This is a genomic window from Empedobacter sp. UBA3239 (assembly GCF_002362875.1).
Taxonomy (GTDB): Bacteria; Bacteroidota; Bacteroidia; order Flavobacteriales; family Weeksellaceae; genus Empedobacter; species Empedobacter falsenii_B.
The window spans coordinates 54,585-77,011 of record NZ_DEVJ01000016.1; the positions used below are offsets into that span (position 1 = coordinate 54,585).

Sequence of the window (22,427 nt, forward strand, 5' to 3'; positions counted from 1 at the left end):
AATGCCTATTTATTATTGTGTACTTGTTGATTAGATTTTCATCAAATACTTTAATATTTAGATAATAGCTTATTATTTTCTGATTGATTTAATCAAAAACAACGGATATTATCCTTCGTAAAATGTTAACTGAGAATTGAGTATATAATTTGGTGGCGCATTTGACGCAACATAAAAATCAAGGAAACTAGATTGATTGCTCACCTCTTCATCTTGAATCGGAATTCTAATTTGAAGAATTTGAGAAGCTATAAAACTTATTGGAACAAGTTTCTGTATTTTGACAGTTTGCTTTTCTACAAACTTATCCGAATAAGAAATATCCTTGCAACAATCGTCTTTTTTAGATTTATTGTTTTCTGGTAATTCGCAATGTTTTTTTTCTGTTTTTGGAGGGCAACACGAACTAGAAACTTCCATTTCGTGTGAATTATTATCCAAATGATTCAACTTCACTTGCTCAACCACTCCTTGACAAAAGTGCATAGAAAATGCGTAGCTAAGATTTGAAAAAATCAAAACCACCGACAAAACATACTTTATGTACTGTTGCATTTTCATGTTGGACAAAAATAAACAAAAAATTCAAATCAAAACAAACTGAAATTTATATCATTTTCCAAGTTCCTTATAGAATTTTCAGTTTTACTAAATTATCTTTTCGGTTGCTTGTTGGTCGGTATATTAATAATTCCAGAACCATTTACTAACGATTTATTATTCTCGTTGACAACTTTCAAAACGACTTCAAAATCTTGCCAATCTATTCCTTGCAAAGTCACTAAACCTGTTGCTTTATCAATCGATTTTATTTTAAATCCTTTATCTGGAAAATCTTGTCCATCAACAATCGGATCAAAATCCAAACCAACTTCTGGCTCAACTTTATAAGCAGAATCTTGCACAAATTTGTATCGATCTTTAAAACTTTGTGTTAACAATTCATTTTGTTTGATATAGTTCTCTTGATTTATTTTTCCAATTGTATCCATGATATAATCAACATAATTATTCATAAAACAAAGCGCAACATTATAATTAACATCTGATTCTTTAACCGAATCTTTCACTTCATTTTCAACTTTATTTTCTGTAGACGAAGAAGATGAATTGTTAGAATTACAACTTGCAACAAAACTTAATAATAGAATAGGAAGAATAAACTTTTTCATACGGTTATCATTTTTTTTATGATTTAAAAGTATATTTTTTTGATTGAAATGGAAATAATCCGAATTATAAAATCAATCATTCCGCTAATAATCTTCTCAAAAATTAGAATAAGTGGTTAAAGCCTTACGATTTTATCAAAATATACCTCAATAGTCATCAAAAATCACTAAAATTGCACTTTAAATAAGAACACACAATTAATTATGTCAGAAGATATTTTCAAGAAAGTAGTTTCTCATGCGAAAGAATATGGTTTCATTTTTCAATCGAGTGAGATTTATGATGGATTATCAGCCGTTTACGATTATGGTCAAAACGGAGCTGAGCTAAAAAATAACATCAAACAATATTGGTGGAAAGCAATGGTACAAATGCACGAAAACATTGTTGGCATTGATTCTGCTATTTTTATGCACCCTACTACTTGGAAAGCTTCGGGCCACGTTGACGCATTTAATGATCCTTTGATTGATAACAAAGATTCTAAAAAACGTTACCGTGCCGATGTTTTAATTGAAGATCATTGTGCAAAAATTGAAGGTAAAATCGAGAAAGAAGTTGCGAAAGCTGCAAAACGTTTTGGTGATGCTTTTGATAAAGATCAATTTGTTGCGACAAATCCTCGTGTTGTAGAATATCAAAATCAAATCAATACAATTTTAGCACGCATGGGAAAATCTTTGGAAAACGAAGATTTAGATGACGTAAAAGCTTTGATTGAAGAATTAGAAATTGCTGATCCTGCAACTGGTTCTAAAAACTGGACAGAAGTTCGTCAATTCAACTTGATGTTTGGAACAAAATTAGGTGCAACAGCTGATCAGGCAATGGATTTATATTTGCGCCCAGAAACGGCTCAAGGTATTTTCTTAAATTACTTGAACGTACAAAAATCTGGACGTATGAAATTACCTTTCGGAATTGCTCAAATTGGTAAAGCTTTCCGTAATGAGATTGTTGCACGTCAATTTATTTTCCGTCAACGTGAATTTGAACAAATGGAAATGCAATTTTTCGTAAAACCAGGAACAGAGTTAGATTGGTATGAAAAATGGAAAGAAACGCGTTTACGTTGGCACCAAACATTAGGTTTAGGAAATGAAAATTACCGTTTCCATGATCACGAAAAGTTAGCGCATTACGCAAATGCTGCAGCTGATATTGAGTTTAAATTCCCATTCGGATTCAAAGAATTAGAAGGAATTCACTCTCGTACAGATTTCGATTTGAAAGCTCACGAACAACATTCAGGTAAAAAAATTCAATATTTCGATAACGAAACAAACGAATCGTACACACCTTATGTTGTAGAAACTTCTGTAGGTTTGGATCGTATGTTCTTAGCAGTTTTCTCAAATTCATTGAAAGAAGAAGTTTTAGAAGATGGATCAGAACGTGTTGTATTATCTTTACCAGCTGCATTAGCGCCAATTAAAGCTGCAGTTTTACCATTGGTAAAGAAAGATGGTTTACCTGAATTAGCGAAAGAAATTTTGAAGAAATTACGTTTAGATTACAACGTAATGTACGAAGAAAAAGATACTATCGGTAAACGTTACCGTCGTATGGATGCGATTGGAACACCTTTCTGTATCACTGTTGACCACGATTCATTAAACGATAATTCTGTTACTTTACGTTACCGTGATACAATGGAGCAAAAACGTGTTAATATTAATGAGTTAGCTCAAATTATCGACAAAGAAGTCAACATGAAATATCTTTTTGAACAATTATAAAAAGAGAATTTTTCAATACAATAAAGCAAAAGCTCAGAAATTTCTGAGCTTTTTTTATTTTTTATTAAAATTTTTAACAATTTGGCAAAGCTTTTGATTTTAATTAGATATATTAATCTAAAAAATACAAATTATGGGCTTTATTATTAATCTTTTGGTATCAGCATTAGTTGTTTTCGGACTTGCTAACATTTTACCTGGAGTATCTGTAAAAGGATATGGTTCTGCGATTATTGTTGCACTTGTTATCGGACTTTTAAACGCTATTGTAAAACCAATTTTAAACATTATTAGTTTACCTGTAACAATCTTAACATTAGGTTTATTTTCTTTTGTGATTACAGCAATTATTATCTTATTAGCAAGCGCAATTATGGGAGATAGTTTCCATGTTGACGGATTCTGGTACGCATTATTATTTGGTATTGTTTTAGCAATTGTCAATTCTTTAGTTGGAGGAATGATGGGAGACTAATTTATACAGATTATTACATATAAAAAGCTGTCCAAAATTGGACAGCTTTTGTATTTTATAAAAGTTTTATTGAGGATAAAATTTTATTTGCTCAAAAATATAGTTATCATGTTTTTTAAGAAGATCAACCAATTTTTTCAATTCGGACTCTTCCCATTTATTCTGAAACATCTCATCATGAATTAACATAACTATATTATTATTTGCAAAGGTCTTATTCGATTATAATTGATTAACAATTTGTTTATAAATCGCTTGAACAGATTGCACCGGTGTTCCATCTTTTCCATGATGCGTCCATTCCAAATCCCAACCAATAACTTTATATCCCAACTTTGCTAAACCATCAGCCGTTTGTACACCAGAAGCTCCATCATTCTTCGATTTCCCATCCAATCTCCACATATTTCTTCCAGGTAAACGAACAATTTTATCTTGCAATTTTAATGTCGATTGATTTTTCAAAATATCCGCAACCGACGTTTGCTCGTTACTATAAAAGTTTTTGTACTGATCATTCATTCGCATGCGTCCAACTATGGTTACATTCTTCGATATACGGGTTATCATCGTAATATTTAAAATAATCCGTCATTGATTTATTTTTCTCCACATGTTCTCCAACAAGAAAAACAGTCACTTTTAACTTCTCATTTTTGAAAACCTCATCCATATTTTCACTTCCATTCAAAGGTCCATCATCAAAAGTTAAATAGATATATTTTTTCACAGAATCACTCGCTTTTTGTGCAAGCAAATTTGTCGAGAAGATTAATAAAAAGACACTCAAAAGTGTCATTATTCTTTTATTCCATATCATTTAAGTTAGTTTTTAATGAATTAAATGTATGAAAGAAATTCTATTTTTTATATTTTTCTAATGCTTTTTCTAACCGTGTTTTGATTCTTTTTTTCACTAATCTTGGAGCAAGAATTTCTATTTCTTCTCCAAATCCTAAAAGTTCTCGTTCCAACTCAAAATTATGTACAACTTCTATCGAAAATAAAGTTCCTTCGTCCGTCACTTCCAACACTTTTTGCGTCGCATGAATTGGCTTTGTCACCACATAAGGCGCTAATTTTTTATTCACACGAAAAACAACACGCTGCTCCCTTTCTTTCACACTTTTCGTTACACCAATCGCATTGTTATAATACGTATCAAAATTAATTTCTTGCTCATCGATAAAAGGTTCATTTGCCAATTCATAAAACTCAACAATTCTATCCAAAGCCAACGTATACAAATTTTTATCTTTTCTCGATTTAGCCAATAAAAACCAGCGATTACGGTATTATTTCAACAAATACGGATAATAAACTTGTTGTTTTGGTTCTTGATTTTTTGCTTTGAACGATTGATAAGAAATCAGCAAAGACTGCTTCTTCACAATTGCTTGATACAATCGATTCAAATGCTCCAAACCTTTTAACAATCCATTTTCCTCAAACTGAATATAATTTGGTTGTTGATGAGTTTGCTTGGATAAATTATTTTCGAGACGCGTAATAATCTCGTTCATATCATCAAAATAATTAAAACCATTCAATTGTTTCATCACCGAAATCACTTCTTTCATTTTATCTAAATCTGCAGACGAAACAGGCGAATTATGAATCGAATAATTATGATCTTCATATTCATAAAACTTTTTTTCTCGAACAACAATTGGCGCATGATAACCCAATTTATCACTTCGCATCACCTGAATGTCGCTTTGAATTGTCCGTTTCGAAACGCCAGAAGTTATTCCTTCGTATTCATACAAAGCTTCCGAAACTTTTTCTATCAAATCTTCTAATGTCCATTTTCTGAAATGATTTTGAAGACATTTATCGATCGTTTGATAACGTATTAATGCAATTTTATTGGTTGCCATGGTTGATTTCTTTGTTCAATACTACAAATTTCAAATCAAAGTACGCAATCTATTTGCGCAGAAATTTTTATTTCAAATTTTATTCAAAATATTTTCAATATAAAACCCTCTGTTAATCATCGTTTACAAATTATTTCGAAAAAATATTTTATTGCGCAATTCACTTGCACACTTCTACTCCAACTTTGTCAAAGGTTTAAAAACCAAACGATTTTAATTATTCCTTGACAAATGTTTCAGTATAGCATTGTAGTAGAAATTGTTTCATCACTTCTATTCTGAATAATTAAAATCTCCAGCGGATGGGTCGTAGGTTCGATTCCTACTTTCAGGAAACTGAAATAGCTCAGTGGGTAGAGCAATTCACACAGACTTTAATCTGTTTATCGCCCGAAAGGGTACCATTGGAAACAAAAGCTAAAAAGTTTTCTTTTCGAATAGAGAATATATTTCCTAGAAATGAATTTGAAATAAGATCAAAAACTTCTTTAAAACCTGAATTTGAAACTTTAGTTGATGATTGATTTCAAAAGTTTAAACTAAAAAATCAAGTCAAAATGATTTGAAAAAAATGATTAAAACAAGAAATCAAAATAAGCTGCTCAAACTTCAAATTCCGTTTTAAAAAAGGAAAATGATTTAGCTTTTTTAATTAAAAAATTTAGAAAAAGATTCTTCGATAAAGGAGAAATATAAAATAGTAAAAACTTATAAAAAATTAGATAATGAAAAAATTACCAATTAACAACCAAGAAATTGGAATCTATATCAAAAATAACGAAGTAGAAAAAATTTATACAAAAGGAAACTATTGGATTTTCTTTAATAAAAACATCGAAAAATTAAACATTAACGAAATAATTGATGAAAAATACTATGCAATATTTTTAGAAAATGAAACATTGAAATCGATGGTAGATTTTATCGAAGTTTTACATAACGAAGTGTTGATTATTTACAAAAACAATCAAATCTATGATTCATTTTACAATAAAAACGTGATGATTTGGAAAAATTCGACTCAATTAAAAGCTGTAAAATTTGATTTAAATTCTACTGACGAAATTAAGAATTTAACAAAAAGAGAAATAGATATTTTAAGAAAAGCTGGTGCGATTCGTATTATTTCTATTCCAACTTATCATGAAGGAATTTTATTTAAAGACAATGAATTTAATTCAGTTTTAAAAGCTGGCGAGTATAAATTTTATAACAACGAAGTTAAAATCTCGATGGTATCTTTTGATATGCGTCCGCAAACAATTGAAATTTCGGGACAAGAAATTTTGACGAAAGATAAAGCGCAATTACGAATCAATTTTATGGTAAATTATCAAATTACTGATTTGTTAAACGCTTATCAATCGAACAAAGATTTCGAAAAAATGATTTATCAAGCGATTCAATTAGGTTTGAGAGAATTTATTGGAAACATGAATTTTGATGATTTGATGTCAGATAAAAATTCGGTAACGAATTATATCATTCAAAAATATCAAGCTGAATGCCAAGAAATTGGTCTAAAATTGATTGACGCAGGTATGAAAGACATTATTCTTCCTGGAGAAATAAGAGAAATTATGAACCGTGTTTTGATTGCCGAAAAAACGGCTCAAGCTAATTCGATTACGCGTCGTGAGGAAACTGCTTCGACAAGAAGTTTATTGAACACTGCGAAATTGATGGAAGAAAACGAAACGTTATGGAAATTAAAAGAAATGGAATACATCGAAAAAATTGCCGATAAAGTGGGAGAAATCTCAATTTCTGGTGGATCGAATGTGTTAAATGAACTAAAAACATTGTTTACTAAATAATATTCTAACCAAATTATATGAAAACAACTGAACAACAAAACAAACCAATTAATGGAAATGATTTGATTGCCTTGGGTTATCCTGAGAATGAAATTTTAGGAATTGCCTTAAAAATTAACCGAAAAAGAAATGGTTATACAAAAGCCGAAATGCTTGATAAATATGCGCAAGTTTTGTCTTCGCCACAAGATTTCTTAGAAGATAAAATTTTCAAAACGCTTGCAAATGGTTTTATCAATGGAATTCATTTACCTCAACAAGATGAAAACTTAATTGAATTGAATGAAAATCCGAACGATTTCAACATTTATGGTGCAAAAAATATTGAAGATGGTGCTTTAGAACAAATGAAAGTAGCCATGAAACTTCCTGTAACAGTTGCCGGCGCAATAATGCCAGATGCTCATCAAGGTTATGGTTTACCGATTGGCGGAGTTTTAGCAACAAAAAATGCAATTATTCCTTATGGTGTCGGCGTTGATATTGGATGTAGAATGGCTTTATCGATTTATGATTTACCTGCTTCTTATTATTTTGAGCATCATGATTCGTTAAAAAAAACTTTAATAAAAAACACAAAGTTTGGTGCAGGACATGGTTTTCATGGTCAATACAAAGCCGAACATCAGATTTTGGATGATGCAAAATTCGAAACAAATTCATTTATTCAAAATTTAAAAGATAAAGCGTGGTCGCAATTGGGTTCTTCTGGAGGAGGAAATCATTTTGTAGAATTTGGTCTGATTGATTTCAAAGAAGATGATAAGAAACTGAACATCAAAAAAGGTTCGTATTTAGCGTTATTAACGCATTCTGGATCGAGAGGTTTCGGTGCTACAATCGCTGGACATTATACAAAAATTGCAAAAGAAATTTGTAAACTTCCGTATAAAGCACAAAATTTAGCTTATTTGGATTTGGATTCTGCAGAAGGTCAAGAATATTGGATTACGATGAATTTGGCTGGTGAATATGCTTCGGCTTGTCACGAAATTATTCATCAAAAAATTAAAAAATCTATCGGTGCAGAAGTTTTAGCTAAAGTAGAAAATCATCATAATTTTGCTTGGAAAGAAATTTACAACGGCGAAGAAGTCATTGTTCATCGAAAAGGTGCAACGCCAGCTTCTAAAGATGTGATGGGAATTATTCCAGGTTCTATGACTGCGCCAGGATTTTTGGTTCGCGGAAAAGGTGAAGAAAATTCTATTCATTCGGCTTCGCATGGTGCTGGTCGTCAAATGAGCCGAACACAAGCAATTAAATCATTATCACAAAACAAGATAAATGATTATTTGAACGATTTTGGAATTACATTAATTGGCGGTGGAAAAGATGAAGCGCCGATGGCATATAAAGATATTCACGAAGTAATGGCAGCGCAACAAGATCTGGTAGATGTTGTGGCTACTTTTACGCCTAAAATGGTCAGAATGGCTGATGACGGATCAAGAGAAGATTAAAAAAATGCCTGAACAAATTGTTCAGGCATTTTATATTTTATTGATTAAATCCAATCTTTTGGATATTTTAACACGTCTACTAATCTATATTCTTCAGAACCTTCTTCTGGCTGATGATTATAATGCCATTGTACATGTTTGGGTAAACTCATCAAAATAGATTCTATTCGTCCATTGGTTTTCAAACCAAACAAAGTTCCTCTATCATGAATCAAATTAAATTCTACATAACGACCTCGTCTAATTTCTTGCCATTCCTTTTGTTCAGCAGAAAATTCATCATTTTTGTGTTTTTCAACAATCGGAATATACGCCTCCAAAAATGAGTTTCCTACTTCTGTTACGAAATCATACCATTGTTCAACTGTTTTTTCTGAAGTTGGTTTCAAGTAATCAAAGAACAAACCTCCTATTCCACGCGCTTCTTCTCGATGCGTATTCCAAAAATATTTATCACATTCTTCTTTATACTTTAAATAAAAAGCCGCATCATGCGCATCACAACTTTTTTTACAGATCGTATGCCAATGCATCACATCTTTTTCATCCAAATAATATGGCGTCAAATCTTGACCTCCTCCAAACCATTGATCGACAATATTTCCTTCTTTGTCATACATTTCAAAATATCTCCAATTTGCATGAGTCGTCGGAATATGTGGACTTGTTGGATGAATAACCAAACTCAATCCACAAGCAAAAAATTTACCCGAAGAAACATTCAAAGCCTTTTGCATGGTTTCTGGTAATTCACCATAAACCTTAGATATATTAACGCCAGCTTTCTCAAAAACAGCTCCGTCAGTTAAAACACAAGATAATCCACCACCTCCTTCTTCGCGTTCCCAATTATCTCGTAAAAATTTAGCTTTACCATCAACTTCTTCAAGTTTGGCTATAATTTTACTTTGTAAGTCTTGTATATATTGAAAAAATTGATCTTTCATCATAAATATTTTTGCAAATATAGAATGAAATCTCATTGTGATAAAATTAGCCTTAAGATTAATAAAATTTCAAACCTTAATTTATAATTTTAAATGGTATATCAAAAATTAATCTTGCAGGTTCTCCTTTTTCAGTAAAAGCTGGAATTATTTTTTTGTTGTCTTTTTTCAATTTTAAAACATAATTCACAAAAGCCTCTTCTATAAGTAATTTTTCTGAATCATTCCCATTTATTTCTAAATCTTGAAATTCACCTTCTTTATTTATCTCAAATTTAACTTTTGCATTTACATTTATTTCATTAATTGTCAAGCCATTATTTTTTAACACCTGTTCAACTTCAAGCAATAGCTGTTTATTAAAATCCTTACTAAAACAGTCTGCTAACTTCTTTACACCTTTCTTTTCAAATTTTTCTCAACCAGGATAAATCATCATCCTAGCCTTCCCTTTTTCTTGAGCAAAGACAATTGAACTAAATAATAAAAAAGTAAATAGTAATTTCATTCATTTTAATTTTTTGTAATATAACAAAACCCATATCCATTATCAGAATTATAAGTAATATATATTAAAATACAATTTTAAATAGTAAATACTTATATTTATCAAAATCAATAGAACCTTCAAAATAAACTTAATAGCATTAAAAATAAATATTTTAGCCAATTAAAATCATTTAAACGATTTAATTTTAAATCAAACCAATAGCAACCCAAAAAAGTTATTAACAATATTATTCACAAAAGAAATCTTTCTATACCTTTGCAGAAGAAATTTTATAAAACAAAATATAAATGTCACAAAACGGAATTCCATCGGTTAATTTAGCAGACTTTTTATCTGATGATCCAGCAAGAAAACAAAAATTTGTCAAAGAAATTGGACAAGCATACGAAGAAATCGGATTCGTTGCTTTGAAAGGACATTTTTTATCTGACGAATTAGTTGAAAATTTATATAAAAGCGTTCGCGAATTTTACGCTTTACCTACAGAAACAAAACAAACTTATGTAGTAGAAGGAATTGGTGGTCAACGCGGTTATACAGCTTTCGGAAACGAACATGCTAAAGGTAGAACTGTTGGTGACTTGAAAGAATTTTGGCATTTTGGACAGTATTTAACTGAAGAAGATAAAGCGAAATACAACTATCCAGAAAATGTTGATGTAAACGAAGTTCCAGGTTTTAACACTTATGGTGAAGATACATACAAACAATTAGAAAAAACTGGTGTTTACGTTTTACGTGCTTTGGCTTTATTCTTAGGTTTAGACGAGTTTTACTTTGATGATAAAGTGAAAAACGGAAACTCTATTTTGAGAGCAATTCACTATCCTCCTATCACAGAAGAGCCTAAAGATGCGGTTCGCGCAGGTGCTCACGGAGATATTAACTTGATTACATTGTTAATGGGAGCGCAAGGTCGTGGATTACAAGTGCAACGTCACGATGGAACTTGGGTTGATGCTATTGCTGCTGACGACGAATTGGTGATTAATGTTGGTGATATGTTATCTCGTCACACAAACAACAGATTGAAATCTACAATTCACCAAGTGGTTAATCCAGAGAAAGAATTATGGGGAACATCTCGTTTTTCTATTCCATTCTTTATGCATCCAGTTTCTGAAATGGACTTATCTGTTTTAGAAGATTGTGTAACAGAAGAAAATCCAAAACAATTTGAAGATATTACAGCTGGGGATTTCTTAACTCAGCGTTTAAGAGAAATTGGTTTAATTAAATAAGCCATATTTAATCTATTATTTCATAAAAAAGAGAGTTGATTTTCGTCAACTCTCTTTTCTTTTACATGCCTCTTACGTACATGTTGTAGTTAAAAATATCCAAACACAACAAGGTGTATTTATAATCATTTTTATTGATATTCACTTCCAAAACTGGATCCGAATTATAAAATCTAATTTTTAGATTATCATTCTTATCCAATAATAAATAAATAGAAGAAATCGTTGGACGAATATCATTCATCCAATTTTTTAAAGATTCTTTTGAATCTTTAATCAACTCAAATTTTTGAAAATATTCTTGAAAAAAATTCTCTAAACGTTGCACTTGTGTCAAACGATCCAATTCACGATATAAATCGATAAAAACGCATAATTTTTCGCGCTTTGGACAAACACATGGATATGGATGTTCGCCATTATAAAGCCATCTTTGCCACTTTTTACAAGACGTTTGTTCTATTGCTTTCTCAAATTCGTCTTCGTATTTTAAAAGCCACCAACTCATACGGCAAATCCGTAAATTGCCTTTTGATAACTGCAAAAGCTCGTCTATATAAGCGCTAACGTTTAACATCAATTAAAAATTTGAGTCTTGCTAATTTACAACTTTTCTGATTGAATTTTAATGTTTTAATAATAATTTTTCAAATTTTAGAATCTTAAGTTGCTCATCAAACAAAACGTTATAAAAGAACATTTTTTCCTTCATCGTTTTATTTTTCATTTGCACATTTCGAACTGGAATTAAGACGTTAAATTGAAATTTTCTATCCTTCTCAAAATGATTAACAGCCGCATAATAAATCAAATTATACCACGAATCGATTGGTGCATAAATCCCATAAAAGTCAGGATATAACGCATCTGCTTCATCTTTGTAAACATTGGTAATCGAATAATTATCAATCTCAAATTTCGAAACGCATTTATAGGTTGTTAATTTAGAACAAATTGAAGTGTCTTGTACATATTTCGCCGAATCTAATTTCAGCCCAAATTCGTCCATTTTATAATCTTCAAACTTATTAATCGTAGGATCTACCACAATTTTTTTGTTCGGAAATTCTAAACTTTGTTTTTGGATATCTTGTAAAATAGTATCGTAAATTTTTGTTCGAATTTGATTTGGGTTAACATTTTGCGCATCAACAAATAACACAATATGTAAGGAAAAAACCAATAAAAAAAGTCTCATTTTGGCGTTTTGGTTTAAAATTTGTTTAAATTTATGAAGTCTTTACGATTCAAAATCAAATTTAGTTGAAAAGATTTCAAATCTTATCATTTCATCATATTTTCGTGAACAAATAGTTAAAAAGGTGTTAAAGTGCGCTTTCACACAATTATAGTTTAACTATTATTGTTTGTTTTTAACAAATTAATAAAAAGCTTAATATCCGACAACAAACGTTTATTATAAATATTCTCTATAACAATTATAAATAAAATCTTTTACAATTTTTCCAAACAAGACATAAAAGTTAGAAATTTGCAGTGTCAAATAATTTATTCATAGATAGTAAGACAAAGAGTAACAACGAGTATAACGAAATTGATTTATGAAGTTTGGAATTACTCGCACTCTTTTTACTTTTTAGAGTTTTTTATAGTAGTTTAGGTTGGTTAGTAATCCGTTCACTTTGAACGGATTATTTTTTTATAGCTTATCAATAAAAGCTTTCAACAAATTATATACTTTTTCAGAGGAACTCAAATCCAAACTTTCAGCTGTATCATTGGGATCATGATAAAAACCTTTTCCTCCTAATGTGTAAATAAAAAACGACGGAACACCTTTCAAATAAAACGGACAATGATCAGAATTACACGATTCTCCTCGAGTTTTAACTTCTTTTAGGTATTTATTTGTTTGATTGAATTCGACTAATTTTTCAAATTGATTTTTAAAAACTTTACCATTCACAACTTGAATTCCTTGATTGCCGGCTCCCATAATATCTAAATTGACTAAAAATTTGATTTGATTCAATGGAAAAAGAGGATGATTAACATAATAATCTGCGCCTAAAATCCCCGCTTCTTCTCCTGCAAAAGCCATAAAAACTGTTCTATAATTAGGCTGATGCTTTGAATAATACTTCATCAGCGCCATCATCATTGCAGTTCCGCTCGCATTATCACTCGCTCCAGGAAAAATAGTTTGCCCAACTTTCCCTAAATGATCATAATGAGCAGAAATCACAATTACGCTATCATTGTTCTTTCCGTCAATGTAACCAATTATATTATTTGCTTCGAATGAATTATTTAATTCTGTATCAATAGAATAATCGTTTATTTTTAAATTTTTAGAATAAAATTTATCCGAAATAATAAATTCTGAAATAGAAGATTGTCGTTGACTAAGACTTGAAGTCAATTTATCTGATGTAAATCTAAAAATCGCTCGATTTTTATTTTCATTTTTCTCATAAATATTCTCCCATTGTTTGTAATATTTCTGAATAGAATCTACAGAAGTCACTAAAGGCGGCAAAATAATATGTTTTCCTTGTTGCGATTCATCATCTTTCACAATAAAATCCCTCGTTTTATCTTTCGACTGAAAAGATTCCACATAGGCTTTTGTTTCAAAAATATAAAAAGGTGAATTGGTTTTCGAAATTGATTTAGAACTTGGTTTTACAATAAAATCAATTCCATATTTTAATTCTTTTCCATTAATTTTCAGTTTTGCGTTTTTGATAATATTAATCGGAAAAGTAAAATTCTGTTTATAATTCGAGGAAAAAGATTTCAAACCTTTTTTTTGAAATTCGTTTTGTATATAAATACCCGCATTCCTCATTCCATCTTCTACATAACCACGTCCAGCAAAAGATTTTGAAGTAAGTGAATCTAAAACTGTTTTAAAATAGTTTTGGTCAAACGATTGAGCTTTTACTATCGCAACCGTAAAACAAGAAATCAATCCAAAAAGTATTATTTTTTTCATCATCATTTGATTCATATTCTGTATTGAAAATACATTCAATTCAAACTCAATTATCATTTTAATAAAAAACAACAACTATCTATTGTAACTCGTTAACAAATTTAGAAAATCTTTAAAGAGTAAATCAAATTAATACTACTATAATTTTTATATCTTGCATTATATAAGTTATTATAATAAAAACAACAAATCACAATTAAATGAAAGAAGTCGTAATAGTTTCAGCTGTTCGTACAGCAATGGGATCTTTTTTAGGAAGTTTATCAAATGTTCCTGCTACAGATTTAGGTGCAACAGCGATTAAAGGCGCTTTAAATAAAATTAACCTAGATGGTTCTTTGGTTGATGAAGTATACATGGGGAATGTTTTGCAAGCTGGAGAAGGACAAGCTCCTGCTAAACAAGCTATGATAAAAGCTGGTTTACCAAATACAATTCCTGCAACAACCGTAAATAAAGTATGTGCTTCAGGAATGAAAGCTGTTATGTTTGCAACACAAGCAATTCGTTTGGGTGACGCAGAGATTGTAGTCGCTGGAGGAATGGAAAACATGTCGATGGTTCCTTTTTATTCACCAAATGCAAGAACAGGTAATAAATACGGAAATACCGTTTTATTAGATGGTATTGTAAATGATGGTTTACAAGATTACTACAGCAAAGAAATGATGGGACTTTTCGGAGATACTTGTGCAACTGAGTTCAATATTTCTCGTGAAGAGCAAGATGAGTTTGCAATTAATTCTTACAAAAAATCTGCTGCTGCTTGGTCTGAAGGGAAGTTTGACAACGAAGTTGTTCCTGTAGAAATTCCTCAACGCAAAGGAGAACCAGTTATTTTTAAAGAAGACGAAGAATATAAAAATGTAAACTTTGATAAAGTTTCAGGTTTGCGTGCAGTTTTCTCTAAAGACGGAACTGTAACTGCTGCAAATGCTTCTACAATCAATGATGGAGCTTCTGCTTTGGTATTAATGTCTTTGGATAAAGCAAACGAGTTAGGATTAAAACCTCTTGCAAAAGTTATCGCTTATGCAGATGCTTCTCAAGAACCTTCAAAATTTACAACTGCGCCAGCTAAAGCGGTTGAAAAATTATTGAAAAAAGCAAATATGACAGTTGCTGATGTTGATTTCTGGGAATTTAACGAAGCATTTTCAGTTGTTGGAATTGCAAATACTAAATTATTAAACCTTGATGCTTCTAAAGTCAATGTAAATGGTGGTGCGGTTTCTATTGGTCATCCACTTGGAAATTCTGGATCAAGAATTTTGGTGACATTATTAAATGTTTTAGAGCAAAACGGAGGAAAAATTGGAGGTGCAGCTATCTGTAATGGTGGCGGTGGAGCATCTGCAATGATTATCGAAAAAATCTAATTTTAGATCAAATATATGATGAAAGCGTCTACAGATTAGATGCTTTTTTATCTTTTGAAATTAAAATACTTGTAAAAAATCTGAAAAACATTCGACATTTATTATAATTGGCTTAAAAACCTTTTCTATATTTGTTGGATTGAACAAACACTTTTGTATGGAATATTTAGAATTTGAACAACCTATCAAAGATTTAGAAGAACAGTTACAAAGCTGTCAAATCGTCGGCGAAGGAAGCGGTGTTAACATCAAACAGGCTTGCGTTGAAATTGAAATTGCAATTGAAAATAAAAAGAAGGAAATCTATGGTAATTTAACGCCATGGCAACGTGTACAATTGTCTCGTCACCCTTCTCGCCCTTATACTTTAGATTACGCTTACGCGATCACAGATAACACGTTTATCGAAATTCACGGAGATAGAACTTTTGCTGATGATAAAGCAATGGTTGGTGGTATGGGAAAAATCAATGGTCAAACTTTTATGATTATTGGTCAACAAAAAGGGAAAAATACCAAAGAAAGACAATATCGTCGTTTCGGAATGTCTAATCCAGATGGTTACCGCAAAGCTTTACGATTAATGAAGTTAGCAGAAAAGTTTAATATTCCTGTCTTGACTTTAGTCGACACTCCTGGTGCATATCCTGGTTTAGAAGCTGAAGAAAGAGGTCAAGGTGAAGCTATCGCTAAAAACATCTACGAAATGTTGAAACTTACAGTTCCTATCATTACAATTGTAATTGGTGAAGGAGCTTCAGGTGGAGCATTAGGAATTGGAGTTGGGAACAAAGTTTTCATGTTAGAAAACACTTGGTATTCTGTAATTTCACCAGAAAACTGTTCTACAATTTTATGGAGAAGTTGGGATTACAAAGAGCAAGCTGCTTCGCAAATGAAATTAACTGGTCCTGATATGTTAGAATTAGGATTAATTGAAGATATCATTCAAGAACCGCTTGGTGGAGCACACTACAAACCAGAAGTTGCGTACACAAACTTGAAAAATAAAGTTTTGGAAACGTACAATGAATTGAAAAAATTATCTCCAAAAGAACTACAAACGCAACGTCAAGAGCGTTATATCAAGTTCGGAGAATTTTCAGGATAATACATTTTACAACAACATGTATTGTAGAATATACGAATTTAAAACGAGATATAAAATTAGTTATATCTCGTTTTTTTCTTTAATTTTGAGCCTCTTATGGAACAAGCAAATTATAATCCTGAAATACCAGCCAACAAGCGCAATATCATTGGTTTAGAGAAAGGTAAACTTCCTCCACAAGCTGTTGATTTAGAGCAAGCTGTACTTGGTGCGATGATGATTGATAAAAAAGGGCTGGATGAGGTAATCGACATCCTTACACCACAAGTTTTTTATCGTCCCGAGCATCAAGCGATTTATGCTGTCATTCAAAAATTATTTAACGATTCTGAACCGATTGATTTGTTAACGGTTTCGAATGAATTAAAAAAAGATGGCAAATTAGATCGTATTGGAGGTGATTATTATTTAATCCAATTAACACAAAAAGTTTCTTCTTCTGCACACGTCGAATATTACGCACGTGTGATTCAAGAAAAATATATTTTACGTCGGTTAATTGAAATTTCGAGCCAAGTGATCGAAAAATCATACGACGATACAGCAGATGTTTTCGATTTATTAGATTATTCAGAATCGAAATTATTCGAAATTACAGAAGGTGGTATCAAACGTAGTTATTCAGAAGCCAAAGATTTGGTAACTGAAGCAATTGATAAAATTAAGGCCCAGTCTACAAAAGAAGGAATGTCTGGTTTATCTTCTGGATTTACAGAAATTGATAAAATTACTTCTGGCTGGCAAGAATCCGATTTGATTATTTTAGCCGCTCGTCCAGGTATGGGTAAGACCGCCTTTATCCTTTCGATGGCGAAAAATATGACGGTTGATAAAAATATTCCAGTTGCTGTTTTCTCTTTAGAGATGTCTTCTGTTCAGTTGATTACACGTATGATTTCAGGTGAAACAGGGATTTCAGGTGAAAAATTGCGTAAAGCAAAATTGGCTGACCACGAGTGGAAACAATTATATACAAAAGTAAAGGGTCTTGAAAATGCACCTTTATATATCGATGATACTCCTGCCCTTTCTATCTTCGATTTAAGAGCAAAAGCGCGTCGTTTGGTTTCTCAACATGGTGTAAAAATGATTTTGATTGACTACTTGCAGTTAATGACTGCTGGTGGAAAAGCGAATGGAAACCGTGAGCAAGAGATTTCGATGATTTCGCGTTCCCTTAAAGCGATTGCGAAAGAATTAAGTATTCCTGTTATTGCACTTTCGCAATTATCTCGTTCCGTAGAAACTCGTGGAGGAAGTAAACGTCCTTTACTTTCGGATTTACGTGAATCTGGAGCGATTGAGCAAGATGCCGATATCGTTTCGTTTATTTATCGTCCCGAATATTATAAATTAGAATATTGGGATGATGAAAGTGAACCTTGTGCTGGACAAGCAGAGTTTATCATTGCGAAACACCGTAATGGTGCGTTAGAAAATGTGCGTTTACGATTCATTAATGAGCAAGCTAAATTTACCGATTTGGAAACTTCATTTGGTGGAGATTTCGAAATTCAAAGTTCGATGAATGATGGTTCTCAAGAAATGGGAAGCGCCATGAATTTATCTGCTATTGATCCTTCCGATGCTTTTGGAGATTTCGGTGGGGAATTCACAAGTTCGATGAATAACGACGACGATAATTTACCATTTTAAAACATGAAATGTTTTATTTATCTATTTTTACCTTTCATTTTTATTCTTTCGTGTAATAAAAAAACGCAAAATAATTCTTCACATATTCAAAAAGGTTTTATCTCTGAATCTGGAACTTATTATTGGAATTTAAATAAAAAAATTGTCGTAAAAAACATTGGAGATGGAGGTAAAATATTTGCAATTCTTGATAAATTAAATAATGTCATTTACCAATTACCTTTTAATAACACATTTAGTGATTATCATTATTATTCTTTTTATATAGATGAAAATCAGAATGCTTATTATTACAATTCGGATCTTGATGATTACAAAGCTTTAATATGGAATAATAATTTAAATAAATATGATACTATAAATGATTTTTGTTCCAAGAAAATAAGTCTTCCTGTAGAGTTCAAAAAAGAAATTCAATCACATGTGAATAACTGTGAATCTTTAAAATAACAGATTCAAGCTTTTTTCCTAAAATCAACTTCAATCATAATTATTCAACAAACTATCAGTTTTATTTATCCTAAAAGTTTTGTTAGGAACGAGAATTGCTACAACTTTGTATACATTAAATAAAGAGTGAAATGGCAAGTTCAATCAGAACATTAAATCCTGCTACAGGTAAAATCGAAAAAGAATTTCAAGCCTACACAAGCGAAGAAATCAATCAATATATAGACGACGCAAACGAATTATATCAAACATGGCGATTCGAATCTTTCGAAGAAAGAAAAGCTGTAATGAAACGTGTTGCAAACGAAATGCGCAAGCAAAAAACTCGATTAGCTGCTTTGATTACAACAGAAATGGGAAAACCATTGTATGAGAGCGAAATTGAAATTGATTATAGTGCAAATATCATCGAATATTACGCTGATAATGCTGAAGAATTCTTGGCAAATGTTCCTTTACAAACAGAAAAAGGTGACGCTTATGTGGTTTCAGAACCTATTGGTGTGTTATTAGGTGTCATGCCTTGGAACTTTCCTTTTTCTCAAATTGCACGTTTTGCTGGGCCTCACATTATGGCTGGTAACACAGTTGTTTTGAAAACGGCTTCTAATATTCCGCAATGTGGAATCGCTTTCGAAGAAATGTTTACTGCTGCTGGCGCTCCAAAAGGTTTGTACAAAAACTTATTGATGTCAGGAAAAGACACAGATTCGATTATTAATAATCCAAAAATTGTTGGTGTATCTTTGACTGGTTCAGAAGCTGCTGGTGCAGAGGTTGCAAGTATCGCTGGTAAAAATGTAAAACCTTCGGTTTTAGAACTTGGTGGTTCTGATCCAATGATCGTTTTGAATGATGCGGATATCGAAAAAGTGATGAACGGAACCATTAACGGTCGTTTACGTAATGCTGGACAAGCGTGTACTTCTTCGAAACGTATTATTGTACAAGAAGGTATTTACGATGAATATCTGAAAAAAATTACGGCCTATGTAAACGGAATGAAAGTTGGTGATCCTACACAGGCAGATACCAATATGGGACCTGTAAGTTCGGAAAGTGCATTAGAAAAATTATTGGATCAAATTAATGATTCAGCGAATAAAGGAGCAACAATTGTTTCGGGAGGAAAACGTATTGATTGTGATGGTTTCTTTTTACAACCAACAATTTTGACAGATTTAAAACCTGGAATGAAGGCTTATGACGAAGAAGTTTTTGGACCTGTGGTTTGTATTTGGAAAGTGAAAGATGTAGAAGAAGCAATCAAAATTGCGAATGATACGCCTTACGGATTAGGCGCTTCTATTTATACAGAAGATGTTCCGAATGCGGAGAAAATCGCTCGTAGAATAGATTCGGGAATGGTTTACGTGAACAAACAAGTTTCATCAAGCCCAGATTTACCTTTCGGAGGTGTAAAACATTCGGGTTACGGACGAGAGCTTTCTAAGGCTGGAATTATGGAGTTTATCAATAAAAAATTAATCATGATTGCGAAATAATTTTTCAATCATATCTAAAATAATACAAAAAATGCAACTTCATAAAAGTTGCATTTTTTTATTGAATAAATCCTTGTTTTTGTTCCATTTGGTCAATTTTGAAAAGAATTAAATCACGCATAATTTTTGCTCGATTTTTTGCTTCATTTGCTATTTCTCCTTCAAATTTTTCGTCAATTATTCCGTACCACAATTCAATCCAACGTTCGAAATGGTGTGGTTTTAATTTCTCCTTTTGACTCAAAACCAAATGTGTTCGCATTGGCCAACCTTCAAAAGTTGCTTTTCCTAACAAAACAGTTTCCCAAAACTGAATCATATGTGGCAAATGTTCGTCCCAATTTACCTTCGCTACTTCCGAAAAAAAGTAACCAATGACATCATCTTTTTGCACTTTATCGTAAAACGTATTCACCAATAAAGCAACATCTTCTGAAGTTTCGATATCTTTTTTCATTAAAACAAATTTACAAAGAACTTAATTCAATTCATCAATGTTTTTAATCACGAAAAAATGCAGTAATTTTACGGTCATTATAAAAATGAATAGAATTGGATAGCAATAGACAACAAAAAGTAAGTAAATTATTTCAAGAAGAATTAGCAGAAGCTTTTAGAAAATGGGCTGTAAAGGAATTCCCTGGAAATTTGATTAGTGTTACAGAAGTAAAAGTAACACCAGATTTGAGCGTTTCTAAAATCTATGTAAGTATTTTTCCAAGTACTCAAAAAGACGAAATTTTTAAAGAAATTAGAGTTAATACACCATTATTTAGAGGAATTTTATCAAAAAGTGCTTCTAAACAAATGCGTATTACGCCAGAATTAATTTTCATTTTAGATAATTCATTAGACGAAATGGATAAAATCGACAAAGCGCTAAGAGGAGAAGGAAATAATCCAATCTTATAATGAGAAACATTTCACTTTACATTGCGAAACGCTACATTTTTTCGAAAACGAATACAAACGCTGTAAACATTATTACATCGATTGCTGTTGGTGCTATTTTGGTTGCCACAGCAGCTTTGTTTATTATTTTATCGGTTTTTTCGGGATTAGAAAAAATGAATTTAAAGTATTATAGCAATGTAAATCCTGAAATTAAAATTTCTCCTTCGAAAGGAAAAGTATTAGATAGTTTAACTTTTGTTGTGGATCAATTAAAGCAACAAAAAGATGTCAAAGCTTTTTCTAAAATCATCGAAGAAAAAGTCTACATCGATTACAAAGGAAAACAAGATATTGCCTATTTGAAAGGTGTTGACGAAAACTTTACCAAAGTTACGCGTTTAGATACAGTGATTTATGGTGGACAATATTTAGATTTTAATCGCGATGATAATTTTATTGTTTCGAATGGAATTGCAGAGCGTTTACAACTTTATATCGATCCGATAACGCCAGCAGATTTGATGATGCCAAAAGCTGGAACAGGTCTAATAAAACAAGAAAGCGATGCTTTTACACGCAAAGATGCGTACAGTGTTGGCGTGTTTATTTTGAACGAACAATACGACAAACACATATTTACAACTTTAGGTTTGGCGCAAGAATTATTGTTGTTAAACGAAAATCAATGTTATTCGATTGAGGTAAAAACGACTGGAAAAAAATCGTTTAACGAAGTAAAAATTCAACTTCAAAAAATATTAGGTTCTCATTATAAAATCGAAACCAGACAAGATTTAGATTCAGCTTTCTTAAAAGTAATGAATATGGAAAATTTAATCAGTTACTTGATTTTTACGTTAGTCATTATCATTGCATGTTTCAATTTGGCAGGAACAATTATTATCTTGATTTTGGATAAAAAGAAAGAAATTCAGACGATGTATAGTTTTGGATTATCACGAAAAAACATTCGTAATATTTTCTTTCAAACTGGTTTTATTATCACCCTTATCGCGATGACAACAGGTTTATTAATCGCCTCTGTTATTGGATTATTACAAATAGATTTTGGTTTGGTTATGGCTTCGCCAACTGTTCCATTTCCATTTATCTTTTCTGTCGAAAATTTTGTTGCAGTTATTGTAACTGTTTTAGGTTTGGGAAGCTTAGTTTCGTGGATCGTTTCCAGACAAGTGAAATAAAAAATATTAAGACATAAAAAAAGCT

General features: G+C 31.4%; 23 protein-coding genes and 1 pseudogene. 12 read left to right on the forward strand and 12 right to left on the reverse strand.

From position 1 onward, the window contains the following. Positions 1–108: 108 nt before the first annotated feature. Together B4G36_RS02815 and B4G36_RS02820 are read right to left on the reverse strand one after the other, a co-directional pair. A complete protein-coding gene (locus B4G36_RS02815) occupies positions 109–561 on the reverse strand; it encodes an HYC_CC_PP family protein (protein WP_414646338.1) in 453 nt (150 codons plus the stop codon). A 92-nt stretch (positions 562–653) separates the two neighbouring features. Further along, positions 654–1,172 carry a hypothetical protein gene (locus B4G36_RS02820; protein WP_291061850.1) on the reverse strand — a complete coding sequence of 173 codons (519 nt, stop codon included), beginning with the start codon at positions 1,170–1,172 and terminating at the stop codon, positions 654–656. A 204-nt stretch (positions 1,173–1,376) separates the two neighbouring features. On the opposite strand from B4G36_RS02820, the gene B4G36_RS02825 reads away from it, so the two are divergent. Together B4G36_RS02825 and B4G36_RS02830 are read left to right on the forward strand one after the other, a co-directional pair. Next, a complete protein-coding gene (locus B4G36_RS02825) occupies positions 1,377–2,912 on the forward strand; it encodes a glycine--tRNA ligase (protein WP_291061852.1) in 1,536 nt (511 codons plus the stop codon). A 133-nt stretch (positions 2,913–3,045) separates the two neighbouring features. Continuing rightward, positions 3,046–3,387, forward strand: a complete 342-nt coding sequence (locus B4G36_RS02830; protein ID WP_125349050.1) for a phage holin family protein — start codon at positions 3,046–3,048, stop codon at positions 3,385–3,387. A gap of 222 nt (positions 3,388–3,609) precedes the next feature. Here B4G36_RS02830 and B4G36_RS02835 read toward each other — a convergent pair whose 3' ends face one another. The 4 genes and pseudogenes from B4G36_RS02835 to B4G36_RS02850 form a co-directional block, all read right to left on the reverse strand. Then, entirely contained in the window at positions 3,610–3,915 is a 306-nt protein-coding gene (locus B4G36_RS02835; RefSeq protein WP_291061854.1) for a hypothetical protein, read from the reverse strand. Next, positions 3,902–4,207 carry a polysaccharide deacetylase family protein gene (locus B4G36_RS02840; RefSeq protein ID WP_291061856.1) on the reverse strand — a complete coding sequence of 102 codons (306 nt, stop codon included), beginning with the start codon at positions 4,205–4,207 and terminating at the stop codon, positions 3,902–3,904. Before B4G36_RS02840 ends, B4G36_RS02835 begins: the two co-directional genes overlap by 14 nt. Before the next feature lie 40 nt (positions 4,208–4,247). Further along, positions 4,248–4,667: pseudogene (locus tag B4G36_RS02845) on the reverse strand (helix-turn-helix transcriptional regulator); the annotation flags it as partial. Between the two features lie 15 nt (positions 4,668–4,682). Beyond that, positions 4,683–5,267: a helix-turn-helix transcriptional regulator gene (locus tag B4G36_RS02850; protein WP_291061858.1), complete on the reverse strand. Its 585-nt coding sequence runs from the start codon at positions 5,265–5,267 to the stop codon at positions 4,683–4,685. A 725-nt stretch (positions 5,268–5,992) separates the two neighbouring features. On the opposite strand from B4G36_RS02850, the gene B4G36_RS02855 reads away from it, so the two are divergent. Both B4G36_RS02855 and B4G36_RS02860 read left to right on the forward strand, forming a co-directional pair. Further along, complete coding sequence (locus B4G36_RS02855) at positions 5,993–7,084, forward strand: slipin family protein (RefSeq protein ID WP_291061860.1); 1,092 nt, start codon at positions 5,993–5,995, stop codon at positions 7,082–7,084. A gap of 17 nt (positions 7,085–7,101) precedes the next feature. Next, the gene (locus B4G36_RS02860; RefSeq protein ID WP_291049074.1) at positions 7,102–8,547 is read left to right on the forward strand and encodes an RtcB family protein; all 1,446 of its coding nucleotides are present in this window, start codon (positions 7,102–7,104) and stop codon (positions 8,545–8,547) included. Positions 8,548–8,591: 44 nt separating this feature from the next. Here B4G36_RS02860 and hemF read toward each other — a convergent pair whose 3' ends face one another. Both hemF and B4G36_RS02870 read right to left on the reverse strand, forming a co-directional pair. Next, positions 8,592–9,494, reverse strand: a complete 903-nt coding sequence (gene hemF / locus B4G36_RS02865; protein ID WP_291061862.1) for an oxygen-dependent coproporphyrinogen oxidase — start codon at positions 9,492–9,494, stop codon at positions 8,592–8,594. A gap of 76 nt (positions 9,495–9,570) precedes the next feature. Next, a complete protein-coding gene (locus B4G36_RS02870; protein WP_291061864.1) occupies positions 9,571–9,843 on the reverse strand; it encodes a hypothetical protein in 273 nt (90 codons plus the stop codon). 449 nt (positions 9,844–10,292) lie between these two features. Here B4G36_RS02870 and B4G36_RS02875 point away from each other — a divergent pair, with 449 nt between their 5' ends. Further along, entirely contained in the window at positions 10,293–11,246 is a 954-nt protein-coding gene (locus tag B4G36_RS02875; protein ID WP_291061866.1) for an isopenicillin N synthase family dioxygenase, read from the forward strand. A gap of 61 nt (positions 11,247–11,307) precedes the next feature. On the opposite strand, the gene B4G36_RS02880 is transcribed toward B4G36_RS02875, so the two are convergent. The 3 genes from B4G36_RS02880 to B4G36_RS02890 form a co-directional block, all read right to left on the reverse strand. Next, the gene (locus B4G36_RS02880; RefSeq protein WP_291061868.1) at positions 11,308–11,754 is read right to left on the reverse strand and encodes a hypothetical protein; all 447 of its coding nucleotides are present in this window, start codon (positions 11,752–11,754) and stop codon (positions 11,308–11,310) included. Positions 11,755–11,871: 117 nt separating this feature from the next. Beyond that, positions 11,872–12,444 carry a hypothetical protein gene (locus tag B4G36_RS02885; RefSeq protein ID WP_291061870.1) on the reverse strand — a complete coding sequence of 191 codons (573 nt, stop codon included), beginning with the start codon at positions 12,442–12,444 and terminating at the stop codon, positions 11,872–11,874. Between the two features lie 462 nt (positions 12,445–12,906). Further along, positions 12,907–14,205, reverse strand: coding sequence for a M28 family metallopeptidase (locus B4G36_RS02890; RefSeq protein ID WP_291061872.1), 1,299 nt, complete (start codon positions 14,203–14,205; stop codon positions 12,907–12,909). Positions 14,206–14,405: 200 nt separating this feature from the next. Between B4G36_RS02890 and B4G36_RS02895 the strand changes: the two genes are divergently transcribed. From B4G36_RS02895 to B4G36_RS02915, 5 genes are all read left to right on the forward strand, one after another. Next, entirely contained in the window at positions 14,406–15,584 is a 1,179-nt protein-coding gene (locus B4G36_RS02895) for a thiolase family protein (protein ID WP_225539322.1), read from the forward strand. Between the two features lie 157 nt (positions 15,585–15,741). Beyond that, positions 15,742–16,695: an acetyl-CoA carboxylase carboxyltransferase subunit alpha gene (locus B4G36_RS02900; RefSeq protein WP_291061876.1), complete on the forward strand. Its 954-nt coding sequence runs from the start codon at positions 15,742–15,744 to the stop codon at positions 16,693–16,695. Positions 16,696–16,791: 96 nt separating this feature from the next. Next, positions 16,792–18,351 carry a replicative DNA helicase gene (dnaB, locus tag B4G36_RS02905; protein ID WP_291061878.1) on the forward strand — a complete coding sequence of 520 codons (1,560 nt, stop codon included), beginning with the start codon at positions 16,792–16,794 and terminating at the stop codon, positions 18,349–18,351. Between the two features lie 3 nt (positions 18,352–18,354). Then, the gene (locus B4G36_RS02910) at positions 18,355–18,801 is read left to right on the forward strand and encodes a hypothetical protein (RefSeq protein WP_291061880.1); all 447 of its coding nucleotides are present in this window, start codon (positions 18,355–18,357) and stop codon (positions 18,799–18,801) included. Positions 18,802–18,932: 131 nt separating this feature from the next. After that, on the forward strand, positions 18,933–20,306 hold the full coding sequence (locus B4G36_RS02915) for an NAD-dependent succinate-semialdehyde dehydrogenase (RefSeq protein WP_291061882.1): 1,374 nt from the start codon (positions 18,933–18,935) through the stop codon (positions 20,304–20,306). A 58-nt stretch (positions 20,307–20,364) separates the two neighbouring features. On the opposite strand, the gene B4G36_RS02920 is transcribed toward B4G36_RS02915, so the two are convergent. Beyond that, complete coding sequence (locus B4G36_RS02920; RefSeq protein ID WP_019975256.1) at positions 20,365–20,763, reverse strand: group III truncated hemoglobin; 399 nt, start codon at positions 20,761–20,763, stop codon at positions 20,365–20,367. A 95-nt stretch (positions 20,764–20,858) separates the two neighbouring features. Here B4G36_RS02920 and rbfA point away from each other — a divergent pair, with 95 nt between their 5' ends. Together rbfA and B4G36_RS02930 are read left to right on the forward strand one after the other, a co-directional pair. Then, positions 20,859–21,218 carry a 30S ribosome-binding factor RbfA gene (rbfA, locus tag B4G36_RS02925; RefSeq protein WP_038334637.1) on the forward strand — a complete coding sequence of 120 codons (360 nt, stop codon included), beginning with the start codon at positions 20,859–20,861 and terminating at the stop codon, positions 21,216–21,218. Then, entirely contained in the window at positions 21,218–22,402 is a 1,185-nt protein-coding gene (locus tag B4G36_RS02930) for an ABC transporter permease (RefSeq protein ID WP_291061884.1), read from the forward strand. The genes rbfA and B4G36_RS02930 overlap by 1 nt, the downstream gene beginning before the upstream one ends. Positions 22,403–22,427: the final 25 nt, after the last annotated feature.

What these genes read in the sequence shown, in the direction of transcription:
- B4G36_RS02815 (WP_414646338.1), bottom strand. Translation starts at nt 561, where the DNA reads ATGAAAATGCAACAGTACATAAAGTATGTTTTGTCGGTGGTTTTGATT.
- B4G36_RS02820 (WP_291061850.1), bottom strand. Translation starts at nt 1,172, where the DNA reads ATGAAAAAGTTTATTCTTCCTATTCTATTATTAAGTTTTGTTGCAAGT.
- B4G36_RS02825 (WP_291061852.1), top strand. Translation starts at nt 1,377, where the DNA reads ATGTCAGAAGATATTTTCAAGAAAGTAGTTTCTCATGCGAAAGAATAT.
- B4G36_RS02830 (WP_125349050.1), top strand. Translation starts at nt 3,046, where the DNA reads ATGGGCTTTATTATTAATCTTTTGGTATCAGCATTAGTTGTTTTCGGA.
- B4G36_RS02835 (WP_291061854.1), bottom strand. Translation starts at nt 3,915, where the DNA reads ATGCGAATGAATGATCAGTACAAAAACTTTTATAGTAACGAGCAAACG.
- B4G36_RS02840 (WP_291061856.1), bottom strand. Translation starts at nt 4,207, where the DNA reads ATGATATGGAATAAAAGAATAATGACACTTTTGAGTGTCTTTTTATTA.
- B4G36_RS02850 (WP_291061858.1), bottom strand. Translation starts at nt 5,267, where the DNA reads ATGGCAACCAATAAAATTGCATTAATACGTTATCAAACGATCGATAAA.
- B4G36_RS02855 (WP_291061860.1), top strand. Translation starts at nt 5,993, where the DNA reads ATGAAAAAATTACCAATTAACAACCAAGAAATTGGAATCTATATCAAA.
- B4G36_RS02860 (WP_291049074.1), top strand. Translation starts at nt 7,102, where the DNA reads ATGAAAACAACTGAACAACAAAACAAACCAATTAATGGAAATGATTTG.
- hemF (WP_291061862.1), bottom strand. Translation starts at nt 9,494, where the DNA reads ATGAAAGATCAATTTTTTCAATATATACAAGACTTACAAAGTAAAATT.
- B4G36_RS02875 (WP_291061866.1), top strand. Translation starts at nt 10,293, where the DNA reads ATGTCACAAAACGGAATTCCATCGGTTAATTTAGCAGACTTTTTATCT.
- B4G36_RS02880 (WP_291061868.1), bottom strand. Translation starts at nt 11,754, where the DNA reads ATGAGTTGGTGGCTTTTAAAATACGAAGACGAATTTGAGAAAGCAATA.
- B4G36_RS02885 (WP_291061870.1), bottom strand. Translation starts at nt 12,444, where the DNA reads ATGAGACTTTTTTTATTGGTTTTTTCCTTACATATTGTGTTATTTGTT.
- B4G36_RS02890 (WP_291061872.1), bottom strand. Translation starts at nt 14,205, where the DNA reads ATGAAAAAAATAATACTTTTTGGATTGATTTCTTGTTTTACGGTTGCG.
- B4G36_RS02895 (WP_225539322.1), top strand. Translation starts at nt 14,406, where the DNA reads ATGAAAGAAGTCGTAATAGTTTCAGCTGTTCGTACAGCAATGGGATCT.
- B4G36_RS02900 (WP_291061876.1), top strand. Translation starts at nt 15,742, where the DNA reads ATGGAATATTTAGAATTTGAACAACCTATCAAAGATTTAGAAGAACAG.
- dnaB (WP_291061878.1), top strand. Translation starts at nt 16,792, where the DNA reads ATGGAACAAGCAAATTATAATCCTGAAATACCAGCCAACAAGCGCAAT.
- B4G36_RS02910 (WP_291061880.1), top strand. Translation starts at nt 18,355, where the DNA reads ATGAAATGTTTTATTTATCTATTTTTACCTTTCATTTTTATTCTTTCG.
- B4G36_RS02915 (WP_291061882.1), top strand. Translation starts at nt 18,933, where the DNA reads ATGGCAAGTTCAATCAGAACATTAAATCCTGCTACAGGTAAAATCGAA.
- B4G36_RS02920 (WP_019975256.1), bottom strand. Translation starts at nt 20,763, where the DNA reads ATGAAAAAAGATATCGAAACTTCAGAAGATGTTGCTTTATTGGTGAAT.
- B4G36_RS02930 (WP_291061884.1), top strand. Translation starts at nt 21,218, where the DNA reads ATGAGAAACATTTCACTTTACATTGCGAAACGCTACATTTTTTCGAAA.